This is a genomic window from Brevibacillus sp. JB24b, from assembly GCF_051713385.1.
In the GTDB taxonomy this organism is placed as follows: Bacteria; Bacillota; Bacilli; order Brevibacillales; family Brevibacillaceae; genus Brevibacillus_B; species Brevibacillus_B laterosporus.
This window is the reverse complement of sequence record NZ_JBNVQV010000001.1, coordinates 1836512-1857875: the sequence shown is the minus strand read 5'-3', so window position 1 is coordinate 1857875 and position 21364 is coordinate 1836512. Positions and strand designations below refer to the sequence as shown.

26 protein-coding genes are annotated in these 21364 nt (G+C 41.4%); 7 read left to right on the top strand and 19 right to left on the bottom strand.

The features are described 5' to 3' along the window. Positions 1-4: 4 nt before the first annotated feature. The 6 genes from spoIIIAD to ACQV1I_RS09045 form a co-directional block, all read right to left on the bottom strand. The gene (spoIIIAD, locus tag ACQV1I_RS09070) at positions 5-394 is read right to left on the bottom strand and encodes a stage III sporulation protein AD (RefSeq protein ID WP_018672574.1); all 390 of its coding nucleotides are present in this window, start codon (positions 392-394) and stop codon (positions 5-7) included. Positions 395-408: 14 nt separating this feature from the next. Further along, positions 409-612: a stage III sporulation protein AC gene (gene spoIIIAC, locus ACQV1I_RS09065; RefSeq protein WP_003337900.1), complete on the bottom strand. Its 204-nt coding sequence runs from the start codon at positions 610-612 to the stop codon at positions 409-411. A gap of 16 nt (positions 613-628) precedes the next feature. Further along, on the bottom strand, positions 629-1147 hold the full coding sequence (gene spoIIIAB / locus ACQV1I_RS09060; RefSeq protein WP_116333897.1) for a stage III sporulation protein SpoIIIAB: 519 nt from the start codon (positions 1145-1147) through the stop codon (positions 629-631). Next, positions 1135-2097, bottom strand: a complete 963-nt coding sequence (spoIIIAA, locus tag ACQV1I_RS09055; protein WP_018672572.1) for a stage III sporulation protein AA — start codon at positions 2095-2097, stop codon at positions 1135-1137. The genes spoIIIAB and spoIIIAA overlap by 13 nt, the downstream gene beginning before the upstream one ends. 135 nt (positions 2098-2232) lie before the next feature. Next, positions 2233-2724, bottom strand: a complete 492-nt coding sequence (locus ACQV1I_RS09050) for a CD1247 N-terminal domain-containing protein (protein WP_094699099.1) — start codon at positions 2722-2724, stop codon at positions 2233-2235. Between the two features lie 54 nt (positions 2725-2778). Further along, a complete protein-coding gene (locus tag ACQV1I_RS09045) occupies positions 2779-3045 on the bottom strand; it encodes a YqhV family protein (protein WP_094699102.1) in 267 nt (88 codons plus the stop codon). Positions 3046-3198: 153 nt separating this feature from the next. On the opposite strand from ACQV1I_RS09045, the gene ACQV1I_RS09040 reads away from it, so the two are divergent. The 3 genes from ACQV1I_RS09040 to ACQV1I_RS09030 are packed head-to-tail and all read left to right on the top strand — an operon-like array spanning position 3199 to position 5239. Next, the gene (locus tag ACQV1I_RS09040) at positions 3199-4020 is read left to right on the top strand and encodes a phosphosulfolactate synthase (protein ID WP_094699104.1); all 822 of its coding nucleotides are present in this window, start codon (positions 3199-3201) and stop codon (positions 4018-4020) included. Then, complete coding sequence (locus ACQV1I_RS09035; protein ID WP_116333698.1) at positions 4011-4730, top strand: 2-phosphosulfolactate phosphatase; 720 nt, start codon at positions 4011-4013, stop codon at positions 4728-4730. The genes ACQV1I_RS09040 and ACQV1I_RS09035 overlap by 10 nt, the downstream gene beginning before the upstream one ends. Before the next feature lie 38 nt (positions 4731-4768). Beyond that, positions 4769-5239: a DUF441 domain-containing protein gene (locus tag ACQV1I_RS09030; protein ID WP_018672568.1), complete on the top strand. Its 471-nt coding sequence runs from the start codon at positions 4769-4771 to the stop codon at positions 5237-5239. Between the two features lie 183 nt (positions 5240-5422). On the opposite strand, the gene ACQV1I_RS09025 is transcribed toward ACQV1I_RS09030, so the two are convergent. After that, positions 5423-7600, bottom strand: coding sequence for a YcdB/YcdC domain-containing protein (locus ACQV1I_RS09025; RefSeq protein WP_116333697.1), 2178 nt, complete (start codon positions 7598-7600; stop codon positions 5423-5425). Further along, a complete protein-coding gene (locus tag ACQV1I_RS09020; protein ID WP_116333696.1) occupies positions 7591-8160 on the bottom strand; it encodes a sigma-70 family RNA polymerase sigma factor in 570 nt (189 codons plus the stop codon). The genes ACQV1I_RS09025 and ACQV1I_RS09020 overlap by 10 nt, the downstream gene beginning before the upstream one ends. 167 nt (positions 8161-8327) lie before the next feature. Between ACQV1I_RS09020 and ACQV1I_RS09015 the strand changes: the two genes are divergently transcribed. Next, positions 8328-8900, top strand: coding sequence for a DUF1349 domain-containing protein (locus ACQV1I_RS09015; RefSeq protein ID WP_116333695.1), 573 nt, complete (start codon positions 8328-8330; stop codon positions 8898-8900). A gap of 92 nt (positions 8901-8992) precedes the next feature. Here the strand turns inward: ACQV1I_RS09015 and ACQV1I_RS09010 are convergent, their stop codons facing one another. The 5 genes from ACQV1I_RS09010 to ACQV1I_RS08990 all read right to left on the bottom strand — a co-directional run bounded on the left by ACQV1I_RS09010 (position 8993) and on the right by ACQV1I_RS08990 (position 12964). Beyond that, a complete protein-coding gene (locus ACQV1I_RS09010; protein ID WP_161555065.1) occupies positions 8993-10090 on the bottom strand; it encodes a peroxiredoxin family protein in 1098 nt (365 codons plus the stop codon). Positions 10091-10211: 121 nt separating this feature from the next. After that, positions 10212-10769, bottom strand: a complete 558-nt coding sequence (gene efp, locus ACQV1I_RS09005; protein WP_018672563.1) for an elongation factor P — start codon at positions 10767-10769, stop codon at positions 10212-10214. Between the two features lie 41 nt (positions 10770-10810). Then, positions 10811-11884 carry a M24 family metallopeptidase gene (locus tag ACQV1I_RS09000; protein ID WP_116333693.1) on the bottom strand — a complete coding sequence of 358 codons (1074 nt, stop codon included), beginning with the start codon at positions 11882-11884 and terminating at the stop codon, positions 10811-10813. Between the two features lie 28 nt (positions 11885-11912). Continuing rightward, on the bottom strand, positions 11913-12362 hold the full coding sequence (aroQ, locus tag ACQV1I_RS08995; RefSeq protein ID WP_094699303.1) for a type II 3-dehydroquinate dehydratase: 450 nt from the start codon (positions 12360-12362) through the stop codon (positions 11913-11915). A 62-nt stretch (positions 12363-12424) separates the two neighbouring features. Beyond that, positions 12425-12964 carry a YqhR family membrane protein gene (locus tag ACQV1I_RS08990; protein ID WP_116333692.1) on the bottom strand — a complete coding sequence of 180 codons (540 nt, stop codon included), beginning with the start codon at positions 12962-12964 and terminating at the stop codon, positions 12425-12427. A gap of 134 nt (positions 12965-13098) precedes the next feature. On the opposite strand from ACQV1I_RS08990, the gene ACQV1I_RS08985 reads away from it, so the two are divergent. Continuing rightward, positions 13099-14043, top strand: coding sequence for a DUF1385 domain-containing protein (locus ACQV1I_RS08985; RefSeq protein WP_094699120.1), 945 nt, complete (start codon positions 13099-13101; stop codon positions 14041-14043). A gap of 26 nt (positions 14044-14069) precedes the next feature. After that, positions 14070-14408 (top strand): TMEM14 family protein, encoded by a 339-nt coding sequence (locus ACQV1I_RS08980; protein WP_094699122.1) that lies wholly within the window; start codon positions 14070-14072, stop codon positions 14406-14408. 6 nt (positions 14409-14414) lie between these two features. Here ACQV1I_RS08980 and ACQV1I_RS08975 read toward each other — a convergent pair whose 3' ends face one another. From ACQV1I_RS08975 to ACQV1I_RS08965, 3 genes are all read right to left on the bottom strand, one after another. Then, positions 14415-15347 (bottom strand): patatin-like phospholipase family protein, encoded by a 933-nt coding sequence (locus tag ACQV1I_RS08975; RefSeq protein WP_018674270.1) that lies wholly within the window; start codon positions 15345-15347, stop codon positions 14415-14417. 123 nt (positions 15348-15470) lie between these two features. Next, entirely contained in the window at positions 15471-15923 is a 453-nt protein-coding gene (gene mntR, locus ACQV1I_RS08970; protein WP_094699124.1) for a transcriptional regulator MntR, read from the bottom strand. Positions 15924-16042: 119 nt separating this feature from the next. Beyond that, positions 16043-16582, bottom strand: a complete 540-nt coding sequence (locus ACQV1I_RS08965; RefSeq protein ID WP_116333691.1) for an NADPH-dependent FMN reductase — start codon at positions 16580-16582, stop codon at positions 16043-16045. Positions 16583-16798: 216 nt separating this feature from the next. On the opposite strand from ACQV1I_RS08965, the gene ACQV1I_RS08960 reads away from it, so the two are divergent. After that, positions 16799-17848, top strand: a complete 1050-nt coding sequence (locus tag ACQV1I_RS08960; RefSeq protein WP_094699126.1) for a hypothetical protein — start codon at positions 16799-16801, stop codon at positions 17846-17848. 124 nt (positions 17849-17972) lie between these two features. Here the strand turns inward: ACQV1I_RS08960 and deoC are convergent, their stop codons facing one another. From deoC to ACQV1I_RS08945, 3 genes are all read right to left on the bottom strand, one after another. After that, entirely contained in the window at positions 17973-18650 is a 678-nt protein-coding gene (deoC, locus tag ACQV1I_RS08955) for a deoxyribose-phosphate aldolase (protein WP_116333690.1), read from the bottom strand. A 33-nt stretch (positions 18651-18683) separates the two neighbouring features. Continuing rightward, the gene (locus tag ACQV1I_RS08950) at positions 18684-19988 is read right to left on the bottom strand and encodes a pyrimidine-nucleoside phosphorylase (protein ID WP_094699130.1); all 1305 of its coding nucleotides are present in this window, start codon (positions 19986-19988) and stop codon (positions 18684-18686) included. A gap of 330 nt (positions 19989-20318) precedes the next feature. Beyond that, on the bottom strand, positions 20319-21257 hold the full coding sequence (locus tag ACQV1I_RS08945; RefSeq protein WP_018674264.1) for a sugar-binding transcriptional regulator: 939 nt from the start codon (positions 21255-21257) through the stop codon (positions 20319-20321). Positions 21258-21364 lie beyond the last annotated feature (107 nt).

Genomic DNA, 21364 nt, shown 5'->3' with positions numbered 1-21364 from the left:
CCCTTTATGCAGGCAGTAAATTGACTACTGTTTCAATAATAATTTGAATAATGGGAACCGCCATGACAAGAATAAGCACTTTACCCGCTAATTCAATTTTGGAGGCGATCGCCCCTTGTCCAGCGTCTCTTGTCACCTGAGCCCCAAATTCGGCAATATAGGCAATCCCAATAATCTTTAGGATCGTTCCAAGAAAAACAAGATTGAGGTCAGCATGGACTGCTAACTTTTCCAAAACACGAATAACATCAGAAATCTTGCCAATTAAAAAGGTAAAAATGATGACACCGCTCACTACGGCCAACAAAAAGGCGAATAAGGGTTTTTGTTCTTTGATGACTAGGGCGAGAAGCGTTGCTACTAAGCCCAGACCGACAATTTGTACGATGTCCATCGGCTCCCCACCCCCTAATTAAAAAGGAAGACTCGTTTGACCTCGGTAAATAAATCACCCAGATAATGCGCTACCATAAACAATACAATGATAAATCCAACCAATGTCGCCCATTGAGCAATGTCTTCCTTTCCTGAGGCTTTCAGTACCGTCTGAATAATCGCAACGATAAACCCAACGCCGGCAATTTGAAACACTGGAGTCAAATCAAAGCCCACGCCCCACACCTCGCTCTTACATCATTAGTATGACAATGAGAAGTCCGCCTAAAAATCCTAAACTTTTGTACATTTTTTCATACTTAATCTGTTCTGCCTTCGCTTCTTCCTCTAAACCTCGCAGATGAAAGACGGTTAGTTGCAGATGCTTCTTCTGGTCCTCTCGATCCGAATTTCCCATCACATAGCCTAGATTCTTTAAAATTTCTTTCTCCTCTTTTCGCAATGCTGTAGAGTCCCATGTCTGCTCTAATGCGGTTTGCCAAACCATTTGGGTGGATTCGCCTTCTTTTGTTTGTAAAAGCTCACTAGCCCGCTTGTACAGATTCCCAACGCTTTGGATCACTCGAACAGAAATTTTTTCAAAGGCTAGCGAGAGAGGAGTAGCTCCATAAACAATCTCCGTCTCTAACATTTGCAATGAATGAAGCAAAGCTCTTAATTCTTTAACCCGGTCGCTATAACGCTTTCCTAGCTGGACACCAATCAGAGAGGCTGACAATAGCACTACGATAGCTGCCCCTATCTTAAGCATATGACATTCTCCTTTTGAATCGATCGCAAGTGCTCATCATATAGTCCATGAATTGTGCCGGCTCCGTGTTCACGACTAAGAATCACGTACCGTTTAAATACCCTTTCCGTGATTAAACGAGAAATCGTAGGCCGCTTCGCGATATCTTCAAGCGCTATTCCATGAGCACTGCATAACACGGCTACCCCTGCATGCAAAGCTTCCCATATAGCTTCGCTGTCTTCCTGTCTTCCGATTTCGTCCACCACAATAAGGTCAGGTGACATGGAACGAATCATCATCATCATTCCAATCGCTTTAGGACAAGCATCCAACACATCGGTTCGCGGCCCTACGTCTCGTTGAGGAATACCATTGTAACAACCTGCTATTTCGGAGCGTTCGTCTACAATCCCCACTTTTTTGCTAGAAGACCACTCATTACCGTAACTAATGCTTCTAGCCAAATCACGGAGTAATGTTGTTTTGCCACATTGAGGAGGTGAGATCACCAATGTTGATAGGAATTGCCCCTGGTCAAACAAATAGGCTAGAACGTCCCTAGCAACTCCCTTTTTCTCACGTGCAATCCTTATATTGAAACTGGTAATATCTCGTATCCCTTTGACATCTCCATGCTCTAGAACCACTCTGCCAGCAATACCGATACGATGTCCCCCGACAACCGTAATGTAGCCCCGCCTCAACTCTTCCTCCAGCGCATAAAGCGAGTGCTGGCTAATCTGATTAAGCAGTTTCACGCTTGAATCCTCACGGAACATCCACCCTTGGCGAAAATTGGCTGTAAGCTGACCAGTGGGTGTTACATAACTAGCCTGATGTCCGTAACGGATTTCCATAGGTAAGTTTTGACGTAGTCGAATCTCTTCTACATGTTCTTGCACTTTTACAGGCAGAGCGGCTATCACGGCGCGAATCTCTGTCGGCAACAAAGACAAGATATGTTTCATAAAGTCTCCCCTTTGTCCACTCAGACTTATCTCATCCTATGCAGGGAGGGACAACATTTATGACTAAGAAACAAGGAAAACTAGTACAACTTTTCCCATTGCTAGAGTGACCTATCTCTACTTGTAAAAATGGGGCTATGAAGGATTATGAACATCCTGATGGTAGCGATTCGTTATTTCATAGGAATGATAGCCCTCAGGATCAACCTCTTCTTTCACCATTAAAACCTCTCTGCATTGCGGACATTCTATTTCATGTACATGGGAAACAATCCCTTTCCTGTCAGCCGTGTGAAGCGCTTCGTAATAATACGCTTCGTCTGAGTCGTCCAAATCCGAGAATCGGTCTCGGTAATTCATCGCTTCTTGATAGTCTTCGTACACCGTTTCGTAAAATTCTTCATCATCATATAGCAAGTACTCCAAGTCGGTTAAATCTTCATCTACGGCTTCAACATATTGTTCACATTCTTCCACACGTACATGGATCGTTCTCAATTCCGCTACCAGATCATCACAAAGCTGTACAAGTCTGTACAAAGCTTTTTCTTCTAACCCTGCTAGTTCTGGGTCTAATCCCTCCACTAATCCTTGTAAGTAAGCTAAATGCTGTTCTACATGATCCATAAGAATTCCTCCTCACTTATGCTAGTGGGTAGTATTCCCCAGAACCATCGACCACTATTTACTTTTTACGCCAATCAAAATACAAGTCACCCCGATAAAGATCCATAATATTTTCGTAAGTGACAATTTGTCGGATATACCTACCATTCCCATCGTAGTAGTTGCGAGTAAGATCATGGGACCAACCAACGCTAAACCGGAATTATAGATCAACGCTTTATCGACTTGATTTACCTTGAGGATTAGCAAAGCTACAATAATTTCCAGACTGCCGGACAACAATCGTAGGGACGCCATCCCAATAATTGCTTTTTCCCACATGCACGTCTCTCCCTTCTCTTACCCACTCTATGCAACTTGTCCGATGTTATGTCCTTTACCAATCAAAAATAGATAGGCTCATACCTCTTCGACCATGTAGACACAGATTGCATATGGTAAAACAAATGCCTATGGATTGGAGAGAGCTTGCTAATGGAAAAAGAGACTACGTTCTGGCCGACTCAATGGGTAGATCCATCCTGTACCCGAGAATGTAAGCCACGTCATACCGGAGTTACAATGGTAATAGACAAAGGATTAGGCTTACACGCAATGAAAGACTTGCTACACACCGCTTCCTCCTATATTGATATTTATAAACTAGGCTTCGGAACCTCCGTTCTCTATCCCTTTTCTGTGCTAGAAGAAAAGCTAACTCTAGCTCTCTCTCTAGATATTGCGGTTATGCCAGGTGGAACCTTTTTTGAAATAGCCTATACGCAGGATGGGATAAAAACATATCTGGAACGAATACGCGATGCTGGATTTAATGCAGTGGAAATTTCAGATGGCAGCATGCCTATTTCAATCCAAGAAAGGCACGATGCAATTTCGATGGCTAGAGAAATGGGTTTTCGTGTATTTTCTGAATATGGTCAAAAGGCGAGTACCTTCCGTGCTGATCAAGAGATGCTCTTGTCTACACTCATGAAAGACGTGAATGCTGGTGCCGACTATGTCATTGTGGAAGCACGTGAAAGCGGAAATGTGGGGATTTATAACAAACAAGGAGAGATCGATTCGGAATTCGTGCAACAAGTCATGCAACAAGCATCTACACTAGCAACTAGGCTAATCTGGGAAGCTCCTCAGAAGCCCCAACAGATCGGTTTGTTGAAGACGATCGGACTTGACGCTAATCTAGGAAACATCGCTCCCGCTGATCTCTTATCTCTTGAAACCCTTCGTCGTGGGTTGCGTGGTGATACCGCCTATCAGGTATTAGAAGACAGGAGAAGATTAGTATGCGAATAGAAGTGGTTCCCACCGTAGAAGAAATTCGAGCCGAACAGATTATACATCGAACCGTCATCGTAATTGATGTACTCCGTTCCACTAGCACGATTGTCAGCGCACTAGCTCATGGTTGCCAGGCGATTAGTACTACTGAGACAATTGGGCAGGCTATGGCACTACGTACATCACAATCTCTTCTAGCTGGGGAACGCCACTGTAAAAAAATCGCCTCGTTTGATGAAAATAATTCGCCTATTGCCATGAAAAAGGTGAACTGGGAACACACACCTCATTTAGTTTTAACCACTACAAACGGTACCCGTGCCATGCAAAAGGCTGAGAAGGCTGAGTATTTGTATATTGCCTCTTTTCTAAATGCAACAGCTTGTATTACACAGGCCCTTCAGTTAAAACGCGATATCACTCTATATTGTTCTGGTACCCGAATGGAATTCGCTTTAGAGGATGGTCTGTGTGCCGGCTTATTAGTGCAAGAGGCGAAGCGTTTTCTTCCCGCCATCGAGGTATGTGATTTAGCTGAAGCATTGCAAGCAGCATATCAGACTTTTGCTCCCTCCCTCTTACAAGTAATGATGAATAGTAAGACAGGGAAACGTCTACAGCAACATCATCATCAAGAAGACATAGAAATGGCTAGTCAGCTCAATCTTTATAAAATCGTTCCTGTATGCAAGGAACAATGCATACTCCCCCTGCTTGGCTCATAAATTTGAGAGGAAGACAAAGGACAGGGGTTCGATGAAGCATGCATGTCGCAAGCGGTGAAATTATGTTGGTAGTGCTCATCATTGTTGGCCTAATTGGTCGTTCTCCCATCATTGCTACCGCAGCCAGCTTATTGTTGGTCTTAAAATTAACTTCGTTAGAACGCCTATTTCCATCTGTGGAGAGACGTGGTCTGGAATTGGGCCTTCTCTTTTTAACCGTATCCGTTCTCGTACCGTTTGCCAGTGAAAAGGTATCGCTTAAAGATGTAACTCCACTGTTTACCACCGTTGTCGGGATTATGGCACTGATAGGAGGTATCTTAGCTACCCATCTAAACGGAAAAGGGCTGGATATGTTACGCGCTGACCCTCAGTTAATTGTAGGTTTAGTTATCGGTTCTATTATAGGCATTGTATTTTTTAAAGGAGTGCCTGTGGGCCCTCTAATGGCCGCTGGTATTACAGCTTTTTTCATGAAACTATTGGACTGGATAGGCAAAGCAATGTGAGGGTTAGTTATGACAAGAAAAATGTAAAAATACACCCACTCATGTAGACGTTGGTTCTTAGGAGAGATCTGTATGTCTCTACTAAGCTTCCCAATGTCATAGGGTAGGGTGTATTTTTGTCCTCACTAAAGTAAACTGACTTGCGTTCTCACTAACATGATCAGTTACATTCTTTCTCTAAATTTATCGCAATTCTACTTTTCCTGTAATAGCATTTAAATAAATATGTTTATCAGCGTTCTCTTTCGTACTTAATGAAACGTAAATTAACTTTGGCTCTGATAATTTCTTCTCATCGACTCCCTTAAGAGTATATGCTAATTGAAGCGGCATAAATTTGAGGTATTCTTGTACAGCTTCCTTCACTGGAATTGCTTGACTCTTATCAGGCAGGACAACTTTGTCCTTCCATTGCGTATGATTTTGGAACCCATTGACCTTTCCTGTAGACGGATCAACTGATACATCATAAGCCTGGTTAAGATCTTGCTCAAGAACAGGCACCCCATCGTGACTCTTAAAGAATGAAAAATGCCAGTCACCAGAATTTACAGGATTAGCCTCTTCTGGCTCCAGGATTCGGCTAATTTGTACCTCCGTAACACCTGGGTCTACATATTTTTCCAGAGTTGCTATCGCTTCCTTTAAGGCGTCTTGTTGCGAAACGGTAATTTTACCATCAACTCTCGGGATATATATTTGCTCAACCTGACCTGTTTTGGCATTCGTAACCACCTCAAGGCGTTTCTCATTTTTTGTTTTCCATTGGAATATATGTTGTTTTGCTCCAAATCTAGAATCTTCTTCTCTCTCACTTAATGGAAGACCAGTTAACTGCACTCCAAATTGATCTGTCAATAGACGAGCCGCCTCTTCCTTCGTTTTGATAATGGTTGGTTGTGAGGCTTTGAGGCTGATTGGCTCATGGTTCGTACGACGATCATAATCAATCCCATTATTACCTAATCCATACTCCAATTTTCCAGTACCTGCATCTATATACCAGTTTAGTGAGCGAATTTCACCCATTTGTACATGTGAAACGACTGGAGTATAGTCAAGCAACGGGCGTTCTTCTATTACCTGATGTGTTACTGGATCACGCTTCACTACTGAACGCTCGATGTAGCGTAGTTTCATATTTTGAGTTAGCTCTTCTTCTGCTTTTTTCTGGGAAATTGCTTTTGATGGATCAGGTAAACTAGCTAGGTCGTACAAGCCTACAGCTTTCGAGTAATAAAGAATACGTCCCCCTTTATCTACCACAACAGTAAGATTATCCTCTAGAACAGGCAGTCCGTTATAAAAACGCATGTAGCTAGCTCTGTCAGGTGTTCCTGCCTCTTGATAATTGGTAAAATCGTCTCCGAGCATATGCTGCAAAAACAGATTCGCTTTTTCATTAGTCAACGACTTATGCGCCCATTCAAAACTCTCATCCCGAAGGCTTTCCAATTCGTAGCTTTTCAATAAATCACCTTTTCCCTCCGTCCTGATCATTACCGAGTTGCCGTCTTTATCAGCATTCGCTAATGAAAAATGGTACCCAGAGGACTCTACCTCTTTGTTTGTCAAACTAGCTTCGGTATTTAACTCAGGAATGGCTTCCTTCAGCTTGGTAAGCATCGCTTGCTCTGATTTGTTCAGTTCCCCATAGGAGACGATCCTCCCGGAACCATCCACCCATACCGATAGCTTAGCGAAAGGAACAGGTTCTCCGTTCTTCATCTGCTGGTAGGAGACATTCATTCCTTTAACATCTAACTCTAGGTACCCACTTTGTGGTCGTTTTACCTCACTTATCGCAATCTGCTGGTATTCTTCACTATGATCACCGAGTAGGGCTTTTAAAAATAGATCCGCCTTTTCTTTAGCGACCTTTTCTGATGGAACTTGCTCTGTGGAGTCTCCTTTAAACCACTTGAATACTTCTACACTTCCTGTTTCCTTGTTGATTGCCACTTTAGCAAGCTTTCCATCCGTTTTTCGTAACACAACGGTAATTCTATTATTCGCTGTTTCCTTTATGTCAACCTGATAGCTACTTAAATCGGGGATTGCTTTCTGGAGTGACTGTAGGACTTTTTCAACAATGGCATTCGTCTTTTTCTCCGTCAAAGCCGCTGCCGACTGTTTCAAAACCTCCTGCAATCCCGAAGGTGTCAATTTCCATACCGTTACCGCTAAGACAAGGCAGGCTACTGCCGTGGCCACTGTATATAGTCTGCGGTGGCGTTTTATGGCACCCTTGTTCGCCTTTTCTTTAATTCGTTTCTCCAAATCAGCGGTAAAACGTACATCCTTAACTGAATTATGGCTTACAGCCTGAACAGATTCACGAAACTCTTTTTCTACATCCATTCCAACCCCTCCTTTTCTAACAGTGACTTAAAGCTCATTCGTGCCCGATGTAGCTTCGTACGAACTGCCTCTGCAGATATTTCAAGCACTTGTGCTATTTCTTTAACTGTAAAATCTTCATAATAATGTAGTAAAATAATTTGCCGATACGAAGGTGACAGTGCCATAACCCTTTCTGCCATTTCTGCCTTCGTCAGCTTGCCAATGACCGTTTCCTCCACTTGCTGTTCTGTATGTTCAAATTGATTGTGAAAAACTTCTTCTTTTTTAAAGGTAGAGAAAATTCTCCGAAAGGACCATGAACGTAAGTATTTTTTTGCTTCGTTAATAGCAATACGGTACAACCACGTTTTAACATTACTTTCCCCTCGAAATGAATGTAAACCTCGAAAGGCTTTCAGAAATACCTCCTGTGTGATATCTTCCGCCATATTTTGATCCTTTACGATGAGATACACCAATTGAATAATTCTATCTCCGTACTCTTTCATCATGAATTCCAAGTATGCCTCTCTGGTCATCGTAAGATCCTGCTCTACCTGCTTTATATCCTCATACACAATGAAATCTCCCCTCCTTTTTCGTTTTGTATGTCTATTTGATCCATCTAAATGAAAAACATGACAGTTCCTTTTGAAATACTTTTACGATTGTTTGAAAAAGAGAAACAAATTGCTATAATTCATGATTGAATCCCAAAATTTATCAGTCGTAGGAGCGATTAAACATGAATCCTTTTGATCAATGGATAAATGAAGCAAACGTAACGACAAAAAATAACCTTGTCCAAATTACTGCACCTTCAAAATCAGATTTTTTTATCAACCCAGCTACTGGAGAACGGAAGTTAAACGCCCCTTTCTTCTTTACGGATATTCAAGGTGATTTTGTTCTACGTTCTAAAGTAAGTCATCAATTCCTGGCAACCTATGATGCAGCTGTTCTCATGGTCATGGAAAGCGAGACGATATGGGCGAAGCTTTGTTTAGAATTTACTGATTTCAATACATACTCGATCGTAAGTGTAGTGACTAATGGCGTATCTGATGATGCTAACGGTCCTATTATTTCGAATAAAAGTGCTTGGCTTCAAATGGCTAGAAAAGGGAATACCTTCGCCTTGCATTATTCCTTGGACGGAGAAAAATTTCAAATGGTTAGATATTTCGGTTTACCAGTTAGCGATACAGTAAAAGTAGGAATCGTTTCTCAATCTCCAACAGGTGAAGGCTTAACCAGTGATTTTTCTGAGCTCTACCTAAAACGAATCACTTTACATGACATTCGAGCAGGTCAATAAATAATAAAAACAAGCCCTAGATGCTGCAATGCTAGTGGCTTGTTTTATTAATCAAAAAGCAAAATGTTCATTTTTGCAATATATCCTGACATTCATCGCATGCGGGTCCCCGCAATCTCCCTTTTCTTATTGCCCCCAACAATGCCTTGTATTTGCTCATAGTTCACAGGTCCAATCACCTTTTGACGAATAATTCCTTGTTCATCAATAAAATAACTAGTTGGAATAGATATCGCTTGATATCGTTTAGCAACCTCTCTCGTGACATCCAATAAGATAGGAAATGTAACACCTTCCTGCTGAACAAAACCAGCCACCGACTCCATATTTTTCTCAGTTGCAGTTAAATTTACTCCTAGAATCACCACTCCCTTTTGCCGATAATCCTGATGAAATTCTTGTAAATCAGGCATTTCGATCTGACAGGGCGGACACCAGGTTGCCCAAAAATTCAGAATCACTTTTTGTCCACGATAGGTTGACAGCTTTACCTTCTGTCCTTCTAGCGTATTCAATTCAAAATCCGGAGCTTGCTCTCCTTTTTTTATCCCAATTGGAGCCTCCTGTTCTTTGGATAAGCCTCCTTGAAGATAAGAAGGTAAGTCTTTATGTACTAAAAACTCTGATGTTCCATAAAAAGTATCAATGATCGTTTTACATATGAGAGAAACCAACAAGGCTACGGACAATACTTGAGGAGTTACCCGTCTTTTTTTGACAAGGATCAAAAAGAGACAACCGGTTCCAATCATCAATAAATCAGCTGTCCAATCTTGCTTATCCCATAATAACGACAGTGACAAGTAAAAAACCCAAAATAGAACAAAACCAACAGCGATTGAGTCAACATACTCCCACATGGAGATTTTCTGCCTTTTGCTCCATACAAACAACAAAGCCATACAGCTAGCGACAGCAATCCATATTCCCGTTACACCACCAGAGTAGTATAACAGCGTCATGGGATTATCTATAACCTTCTGTGGGTGTAGGAACAAATAGCTACCTTTCCAAATGACAATTCCAAGCAAAATGAGTGAACCAATGGTATTCTCCATCAATTCTGAAGCACCCAGATTAGCTTGTTTTATCCGAAGTTTCATGACTAGATAACCAACCACTGCGGATACCACTATGACAATCCAACTACTTTTAATGAAAAAGGGCCCCAGTTGAAATACATCTGCCATGCCATGACTCCTTTCTTTCATGTAGCCATGTATATGTTATACCACTTCATCTAGCATCAGATAGTAAAAAAACCACCGAAAATCGGCAGTTTTTCTTTGTTATTCTGTGTAATTACTTTACTTATGCACGAGATACGTACGCTTGAGTACGAGTATCAATGATTAACTTATCACCTTGGTTTACGAACAAAGGTACGTTTACGATAAAGCCAGTTTCCAATGTTGCTTTTTTAGAAGCACCAGTAGCTGTATCACCTTTAATACCTGGTTCTGTTTCTGTTACTTCCAACTCAACAGTGTTTGGAAGTTGGATACCGATAGTCTCACCATTATATTGCATGATTTGAACGTTCATGTTTTCTTTAAGGAATTTCAATTCATGCTCAATTTGTTTTTGAGTAAAAGTGATTTGCTCATACGTTTCCGTATTCATGAACGTATAATCATCACCGCTTGCATACAGGTACTGCATTGTGCTTGATTCGATACGAGCAGGGTTTACTTTTTCTCCACCACGGAAGGTCATTTCCGTTACGTTACCACTGCGTAAGTTACGCAATTTGGAACGGACGAATGCCGCACCTTTTCCTGGTTTTACGTGTTGGAATTCAAGTACTGAATAAATATTACCGTCAACTTCAATAGTTAAACCAGTGCGAAAATCGTTTACAGAAATCATGCTTTTCCTCCTAAATATAACTCAACCTTACATAGTATAATTTATACAGGCAAAATCAGCAACTCTTTTGGCGTTTTGTTCAGAATCTCGATTCCATTTTCAGTTAATACCACATCATCTTCAATACGCACTCCACCAAGGCCTTCCACATAAATCCCCGGCTCAATTGTAATTACCATACCTGGCTCCAGTACAGTTTCTGATAGCATCGAGACCGCAGGAGCCTCGTGGACATCCATCCCCAAGCCATGACCTGCCGCATGACCATAATACTCCCCATACCCTGCTTCCTTGATGATATCACGAGTCAAGGCATCTACTTCTTTACCCGTCATACCAACCTTTACCCGATTTACACCTTCCAGCTCTGCCTTTAAAACAATCTCATAGATTTCTTTCATTTTCGGGTCAGGTTCGCCAACAGCAAAGGTACGTGTCATGTCAGAGTGATAGCCTTTATAATGTGCCCCAAAATCAATCGTAACCATATCTCCCGCTTCAATGACCTTTTCACTCGCACGACCATGAGGTAAGGCTCCACGTTTACCTGAGGCTACAATAATATCAAAGCCGGAGCCTTTTGCACCATGCTTACGTAGATAGTATTCCAGCTCACTGGCTACGTCTATTTCACGAATTCCTGGTTTAATCATTTTGATCACATGGGCAAAAGCATCGTCAGATAACTGGGCTGCCTGTCTCATGATAGCTAATTCTGCTTTCTCTTTGTACAAACGCAATTTCTCTACAAGACCTTTCGTAGCTACTAGCTCTACATTGTCTAATGTATGCTTCCATGCTTCAAAGGTAGCATAGCTCGTATGCTCCGCCTCAAATCCAACTCTGGCTACTTTCATATCTTGTAGCGCTTGTTTAATGGTCGGCAACGCTTGACGTTTATTATTAATGATTTCAAAAGCTGTACACTCTTTCGTAGCTTGTTCGATATAGCGGAAATCCGTTACAAATTTAGCTTGGTCCAAAGATACGATTGCCCACCCTGTGGAACCACTAAAATTACTAATATACTGACGATTTACTTCACTCTCAATAATGAGTGCATCCATATTTTGTTCCTTCAATACCGCTCTTAGTTTGTCCAAACGATGTGACATCATGATCTCTCCCATTCTTGTTGACTTTCTATGTACTTCTGTTGTGCTGCAAATGGCGAACCAAAGCCCGTAATGCCCATTCGTAACCATCGTTCCCCAGTCCAACAATCTGTCCCAACGCTACAGGGGCAATGACGGACGTATGTCGAAACTCTTCTCGTTTGTGGACATTGGAGATGTGAACCTCAATGAGAGGCAACGACACACTGGCTATTGCGTCACGTATCGCATAGCTATAGTGAGTGAACGCCCCGGGATTCATAATAATCCCATCGTATGCATCGCGTGCATCGTGAATAGCATCGATCAATACACCTTCATGATTAGACTGAAGATGTCCAATTGATACTTGTAGTTCATTTGCTACCTCTTGTAAATGCGCCACGATATCTTCTAACGTATCCTGACCATAAATAGTAGGTTCACGTTTACCTAATGCATTCAAATTGGGTCCATTTATTACCAAGACAGAGATCATATTGGTCATCTCCCTTCCCCCTCAATCTCTGTCTATTTTATCATATTCTTTTCATCGCTACATTATTGGTCTATTTCATTCTTGCTTGTTTCCTCTGTATCAAACCTCTCAGCTACGATACTCATCCCAATAAACATCCCAAGTGACATAAACCAGAAAAATTCAGTACTCCAGACCCCCCATCCCCAGTGACGCATCCGGAAGAAATATCCAAATACATAAAAAAATGCGATTCCATACAAGACACCAAGCCACCAATTATATAGGTTGCCCAGAACAAAGTTATATACCAAGCATGCGACAAAAACAATAAGAAATAACATAACCACTCCTACGGCTAAACCCGCATAGGAATTCTCATGAGCTTTGCCAAAGAATGGACGAGCAAAGATATAGGCACCATATGGTGTGAATTGAAAGAAATGCATAAAGATACGAAGAATGCTCCAGATCAACGTTCCACATACAGATATTTGTAAGATTGTCTTCGCTGAAATCGGTTTTGTTTTGATTTTTTTATCTGACGATGATCGATTATTTTGACGTTGCTCATCAGATTCCTTTGTTTTTTGCCCTTGTTGTTTAGAAATAGTTGCACTCACGTTAATCACCTCAGTACTAGTATGGCTATGTCTAGGAAAAACATGAGAAATCCATAGCGAAAAGTACCTTGGAACAATAGGTGGCAGAAGGATATAACTTTCGGTTACAATAGGAATAAGGATGGTGATTAAATTTGAAGCAACAAAATGTGCCTGCATATGGCGGGCAAGCCGTAATAGAAGGCGTTATGTTTGGCGGTAGGAAAGTGACCGTAACCGCCATCCGCCGAAAGAATCAGGAAATTGAATACTTTGAGGAACCTAAAAAGACGATCACATGGGTGAATAACCTAAAAAAAATTCCTTTTCTTCGCGGAATCGTTGGATTGATTGAGGCAAGTGCCAGCGGAGCCAAGCATCTGAACTTCGCTTCTGAACAATACAGCATGGAATCGGATGATGAGGCAGATAAAAGCTCTGGTCCATCTAAGATGACACTAATATTAGGCGTTGCCGTGGTTGGTGTACTTTCTTTTCTAGTCGGTAAAATTTTATTTACTGTTGTACCTGCCCTACTTGCAGGCTTTCTATTTGGTAAATGGGTTCCATCTGGAGTGTGGCAAAATTTAATTGAGGGCGGTATTAAATTCTTCCTGCTAATCGGTTATATTAGCTTGATTGCCCAGACTCCATTGATCAAACGATTATTTCAATATCACGGCGCTGAACATAAAGTGATTAACGCCTATGAAGCTGGGGTAGAATTAACGGTAAAGAACGTGCAAAGTTTTTCCACCCTTCACTACCGTTGTGGAAGTAGCTTTCTCATTTTTTCCATTATTGTCGGTGTATTTGTGTACTCCTTAGTTGATTACCACACCATGTGGGACCGTGTCGTTCAGCGTATTATTTTGTTACCAGTGGTAATTGGTGTTTCTTATGAAGTTTTGCAAGGGACCAATCTATTGCGAGATATTCCTGTTCTTCGTTTCTTGGGTTATCCTGGACTCTGGTTACAGCGCATCACAACAAGAGAACCTGATGATACGCAAGTCGAAGTAGCTATTGCCTCTTTTGAAAAAATGAGGGAACGGGATCAAGAATTTATGGAGAATCAAAAGCTTGCTACCACCGGTTAAGTAACTATCCAAAGAGGTGAAGCTAGTTGAAAAGAGGCTTTCTTTATCCGGTTTTTGGGGTAATCATACTGTTGGCGGTTGTAGGATTTACAACTAAATTTTTACAGAACCCCGGTACAATGATCGCGTTAGTTGCCTTTTCTGCTCTCTTGTTATATCTTGCACGTAATTTTTTGAAGACAGGCAAGTTCATGCCGCGTTTCACCAAAAAAACTCCCAAGGTCAAACCGATGAAACCAGGATTAAAGCGATCGGTAACAGCTAATCGTCGCCCTAATCCCTTTCAGGTTATTGAAGGCAGTAAAGGCACCAAAAAAGACAAACGTGATAAAGCGAAACAAAATAAGCCGAAGATGTATCAATAACAGCTTTCAAACCAGAAAGCTGTTATTTTTTTCGCTCCGAAAAGCAGTAACATACTTATTAAAATCCCACTTATCCAAAAAGTCTTCCGCTGCTTTTTTACCTGAATCAAATAACTCTTGTCGTTGAACTGCACTTAAATGAAAATCAATTGCACTATAACCCTTGGTGGGAATGAATACCGTTCGCACAGCCTCTGCTTTCTTCACATGAAAACGGTCATGGGCATCCATCATGGTCATCAGTAAAGCTTTAGATAACCCATATAGACTTTTCACTGTTTGAGGACGAACAGGAACAGCCCCATCATTTAATCGAAAACCAAAAGTCGGCCATAAGGGCTTCTCCTTAGAATCAAATAGCCAGACAGGAAAATTACTCAGCAGACCACCATCCACAATGATATGGGGGATCTTTTTTTTATATAAAAAATTAGGTTGAAAGAAGTAGGGGATTGCACAACTCATTCGAACAGCTTTGGCAATAGGGAAGGTTTCTGGAACAATTTCAAAATCAGGAAGATCATCTGGCAAAGTTAGCATGGTGCCAGCACTGATGTCAGAAGCAATAATACGCAGTTTTTCTTTAGGTAAATCACCAAATGTACGAATTCCTTTTTTGCGTAACAATTGACTGACAAAACGTTCAATTTCATCACTGGGATACAACCCCTTTTGGACTAGCAGGTTATAGCATGATCCAAGATACGGTATTTTTGACCAGCCTTTTCTTTTTAAAAATTGCAAAAAATTCAATGTTTCAAATATTTCTCGGAGCTCCAGATGACGATATCCGGCAGCCAAAAGAGCGGCGACGATAGAACCAGCCGACGTACCAGCAACACTCTCCCACTGGTACCCATGCTGTTCCATAGCCGTAATCGCTCCAATCAAGGCTATACCTTTCATGCCTCCTCCTTCAAAAACCGCATCTACTCGCATGTGCTCCCTCCGTTCATACAAAGATGCATCCACATGTAGTTTATGCGACAGGGGAGTTATCCTACTCCTGAAAGTTGAGCATCCAATACCAAAAAAGCAAGCTTAACTCGCTTGCTTTTTTTGTTATACGGAATCTGAGCTTGTATCCGTAGCCTCTTTTTGTTCGTCTTCTTCTCGAATACGCATGAGCTCAGCAACACGGGTAGGGTCCTCTTTTAAAAATTGAACTAAATATTCAATGCTGGCAATCGATTCCCAGCTTAGATGGTGTTCAATTCCCTCAACGTCTTTGTAAATTAGATCCTGATCTACACCGATTAGCGTCAAGAAATCTTCCAACAATGCATGTCTGCGCACCAAACGTTTACCCACTTTTTTTCCTTTGGCCGTTAAGACTAGCCCACGATATTTTTCATAGACTAAATAGTTGTCTTTATCTAGTTTCTGTACCATTTTTGTAACAGAGGACGGATGCACCTCTAACGCTTCCGCAATATCAGACACACGAGCATATCCCTTGGTATCAATTAAACTATATATTCTTTCCAGATAATCTTCCATACTTGGAGTTGGCACTCTCATCCCTCGTTTCAGCCAGTATCGCCCAAAGACATATGACTCTATCATACCGCTTCCGTTGCTTTTGTTTCAAGGGAAAGTTGAAAGATTTTCCGACATTTGCTAAAATGATTGTCCTATTTTAATCTTTTGGTCATCCAAACCAGTTCTTTTCCCAAATTCACAAAGCGATCTTGGAGACGTTCGTCGTGCAAGGTGTTGTCCTCTTTAAACGCTTTATAGGAATTAGAAACACTCGGAGAACCTGGTAATGGATAAGCATGCAAATTACGTAATATAAGCTGTAGTGTATTAACCGTATTAGTTGCTCCCATACCTCCGCCTGCTACTCCGATAATAGCGACTGGTTTTCCGTGTAAAAATCGCCCTTCCAAAAAATCAAAAGAGTTTTTCAACGCACCTGTAATGGTTCCATGATATTCTGGAGAGCCAACCACAAGCGCGTCCGCTTCTGCTACTTTCTTCACAAATTGATGAACAATCTCAGGATACGTGCTAACATCGTTTCTTGCGTCATATAGAGGCAGAGGCCATTTTGCTAAATGAATTAATTCAACTTCTGCTCCTTCCATTCTTGCCGACTCTAATACAATTTGCATTACCTTTTTTGTGCTGGATTCAACATTCATTGTTCCTGCTATTCCTACAATTTTCATAAAGAAAACATCCTTTCTTCTATAAGGGCATTCCATTTATTTCTTTTTATTTATTTCTATGATAACGAATCTCATCATTTCAGTAAACAATTATATTTAATAAGTATAAAAATCAGGCTGTTGTTCTGAATGAACAGGCTTAGCTCATAGACTGATATCAGGATATAACTCCTTGTCTACTTCATCATTTTTCCAACAAGAAAAGGAAGATGATCAATGATAAAAAATACCTTTCGTGTCACGTCCTTACTTACATCCTCAATGCTAGGGGCGGGATTTCTCAGTGGTTATGAATGGTTGCGTTTTTTCAGCTACTATGGCACCTGGGGTTCCATTGGTTTGGTTTTGTCTATTATAGCGATGACTTGGATTCTATATGAATCTCTTCACTCAGCCTATCGAAATCAGCTATTCTCACTCTCTCAGTTTTTAGCTCACCTGATTGGACCACAGCTCACTCATGTACTTGGTTTCTTTACAGCTCTGATCATCATTTTATACAGTGGAATCGCACTAGCTGATCAAGCACTCTTCTTGGAACAGACAACCTCCCTATCACCATTGCTTGGTTTACTTGTTATACTGGTGCTAGTCTTTTTCGGTGCCAGACTCTCCAACTCTTCCTTAGCTAAAATAGCCGCAGGGTGCATAATGGGGGCTCTGATCATTGTATTGTTTTTATATAGCAATCAGACCCATATTCCCTTACCCAGTCTATCTTATCAACTAAACCTGAAGTGGCTATGGAATGGATTATTATTTACTGGTCTACATTTATTTTTCAGCATGGCTGTGCTGTTCCCTTTAATAAGAGAAACGGAATCACTACCCTCACTTCGTCTAGGAATCGGACTAAGTAGCTTATTATTTGGTGTTATTGGATTGTTTATTCATTTGCAAATTTTATCTCATTGGCATGATGTTCATACCCAGATCAAACCTATTGTAGAAATTCTTATGGCTCAAATTCCGTATAGTGTGTATGCTTATCTCCCCATAAGTCTCGGACATGTCATTCTACTGGCAAGCATTCTCTTACGCAGTCTAACTAGACCATTAATTCAAGAGACGCAGGTGAGTGAACTACCACTAGTTCTTACCTTAGTAACCTTTGTTGGAGTGATCTCCTTCTTCGGCATCTTCTTCTCATTTCTCTACCCCTTGCTTTACAGTACGATCACCTATGTGGGCTTCGCTCTATTTAGCATTCTCATCGTGCAATTTAGTGGCAAGCGTAAGCCTCCTCCAGATACTAGTGATACCTGATACTTGTGAACACAATACAAGTGTAGCCATTCTATCTCATGATAAAAATGATAAAAAGCGCTTCTCTTTGCAGGATAGCTCCTGTAAGAGAAACGCTTTTTTGATTAGTACTTATATGTTGGCCCTAGTATTGCGAGTTCGATACTTCACCTTTTACGATGGACACACCCGCGCTTGCACCGATCCGGCACGCTCCAGCTTGAAGCATTTTTTCAACATCTGCATAGCTACGAATTCCACCCGAGGCTTTTACACCTAGCTCGGGACCTACTGTTTTACGCATTAAAGCAATATCTTCCACGGTGGCACCACCTGTTGAAAAACCAGTTGATGTCTTCACAAAGTCAGCTCCAGCCTTCACAGCTAACTCGCAAGCACGTACTTTTTCTTCTTCCGTTAGCAAGCACGTTTCGATAATAACTTTTACCACTGCTTTTCCTTTTGCTGCTTCTACTACTGCAAGCATATCTTGTTCAACTAGCAGGTCATTTTTATCCTTTAATGCACCGACGTTTATGACCATATCTACCTCAGTAGCACCATTTTCAATTGCGTTCGTCGTTTCATAGGCTTTCAGTTGCGGAGTGTTCGCTCCTAAAGGAAACCCGATAACCGTACATACTTTGACCTCTGGTGCTTCTTTTAATAGTTCCGCGCATAAGCTTACCCAAGTAGGGTTCACACATACGGACGCAAATCGGTATTCTTTTGCTTCTTCGCAAAGCCCTACGATCATGTCTTTAGTAGTATCTGGCTTTAGCGCTGTGTGATCAATATATTTTGCTACGCTTTCTTTGGACATGTACATCCCTCTTTCGTAACCGTTACCAGTTATCTATTCTTTAATCTCACAATAGACCAACGGCAATGCATCCACTGGATCTTTGGAGAATCCATACGATTGATATATACGTTCTACTACCTGTTCTACGTCCTGAGTATTACTATGGATCGTTACAAGTGACTCCCCTTGCTTAACCTGATCCCCAACTTTTTTGTGCAGAATCAGACCAACTGCTAGGTCGATTTCAGATTCTTTCGTTGCACGTCCTGCTCCTAAAATCATTGCCGCTGTACCAATATCATCTGCAATAATTTCGGCTACATATCCATCAGCTTTCGCTGGAACTTCCATTGTATATTGAGCTGTTGGCAAACGCTCTGGTTGATCGACAACGCTAGCATCTCCACCTTGTGCAGCCAAGAAGGTTTTAAAGGTATCAAGAGCTTTGCCGTTTGCAATCACTTCTTCTAGCTTCGTTCGCGCTTCTTCAAGACTTGTAGCTTCCCCTGCTAAATAAACCATTTGAGAGCCTAATACTAAGCAGAGTTCACGCAGATCTTCAGGACCCTCACCTTTTAAGGTGTCAATCGCTTCCTTTACTTCTAAAGCATTCCCGATGGCAAATCCAAGCGGTTGACTCATATCTGAAATAACCGCCATCGTTTTACGCCCTACTTGGTTTCCGATTTTCACCATAGTACTAGCTAATTCTTTAGCGTCATCTAGCGTTTTCATAAAAGCTCCAGCGCCCGTTTTTACATCTAAAACAATGGCATCAGCACCAGAAGCAATCTTTTTACTCATAATCGAACTTGCAATTAATGGAATGGAACTTACCGATCCTGTGACATCACGTAATCCATATAGCTTCTTGTCAGCTGGGGTAAGATTACCGCTTTGTCCGACAACAGCCACTTTGTTTGTGTTCACTAAACGGTTAAATTCAGCGTTATCAATCTCTACATGGAAACCAGCTACTGCTTCCAGCTTGTCTATTGTGCCTCCTGTGTGTCCCAGACCACGTCCTGACATTTTTGCAACAGGTACCCCTACGGCCGCAACCAGTGGAGCGAGAACTAACGTTGTGGTGTCACCAACACCACCTGTGCTGTGTTTGTCTACTTTTACACCTTCTATAGCGGACAAATCAATCTGATCACCCGATTCAACCATTGCCATCGTCAGATAAGCCGTTTCTTCTGGGGTCATTCCCTGAAAGTAAATAGCCATAGCTAAGGCAGACATTTGATAATCCGGAATAGATCCATCCGTAAAACCCTCAACGATAAAGATAATCTCTTCTTTGGTCAGTTCTTTCCCATCGCGTTTCTTTTCAATTAAATCGACCATTCTCATATTGATCACCTGCTGTTTCATTATGTATGTTGACAGCTACTACCGTGAGATTACCTACTTCAGTATCTCCATCTTCACCTTACCAGCCTCATGAAAAAATGTCAAATCTCGTTTGAACATTTGTCCAATTCACATCATATACAAATGGAGCTCTATTCAGAAGGTAGTAACGGGTTGCTGTCTTTAAAAAGGGTAAGCACCTATTTTAAGACATTTTGTGAAGATTACAAGCAGAAATTTTCGATAATCAAAAAGAGGCCTGCTCTGTAAGGTAGAGCTTGCCTCTTTTTCTTGTAAAATAAAAGTGATTTGAGTTGTTTCATCCACTCTTTATTTTTTTAATAGTTCCTTGGCAGTATATTGATCTGTAACCAAAACATTATTATAGCCACCACGGATGGCCCCTCGAATTGCCTCTAACTTGGTTGACCCTCCAGCCACTAGAATAGACCGCTCTTTACTCTTCAGCTCTTCTATAGGAATACCAACTGTCCGGTTCGTTAGCTCTTCATTTACAATGTTACCCTCCTGATCATAGAATCGAGAGCAAATATCGCCAACTGCCCGTTTGGCTAACAGAGCTAAATCATGTTCACTAAAATAGCCTAAACGAAACAATAACGCATCTGACATGACTCCACCAACAGTAAAAATAGCAATGTTAGCCTTTCGTGCCAAATCTAACTGTCGTTGTATGTAACGATCTGTCTCCACTGTTTCTTTTACCAACGCTGAGTCGACTATTGCAGGCAGAGGCAAATAATGCGGTGTCGTGTGATAGGCTTGTCCAAATAAATGTAATACCTCTGAAGCATAGGTGTTTGTTTGAGAATGACTCACACCGCCCTTCAATTGCACCACCTGTGCTCCCTGGATGGCTTTTGGCTGTAATTCCATGGCTACTCGGTACATTGTCGTGCCCCATGTAACAGCGATAATATCATTGTCTGTGACAACCTCATGGAGATACTGCGCTGTTCGTTTACCAATCATTTCTTTAATGAGCGACTCATCATTAGTCGCTACTGGAACAACCAAAGCATCTTTGAGATTATATTTTTGCGCTAGCTCCAACTCAATACGCTGAAGACTTTCATCTGGGTCCATAATTTCAATGCGCACAATGCCTTCCGCCTTCGCTTGCTGTAGTAGTCTCGATACGGTTGGTCTTGATACACCTAGTTGCTTAGCAATCTCTTGCTGGCTTAAATCCAGCTGATAATACATTTTGGCTGCTTCAACCATCTTACTAATTTTATTCTCTTCCATAAGTCACCCGTCTACCTTTACGTCATCTATCAAGACTATACAAGCAAACTCATGTTCTAGCAACCTTCTCTAACCACCTACATGTTTGAAAAAAGATTGCCTTGCGC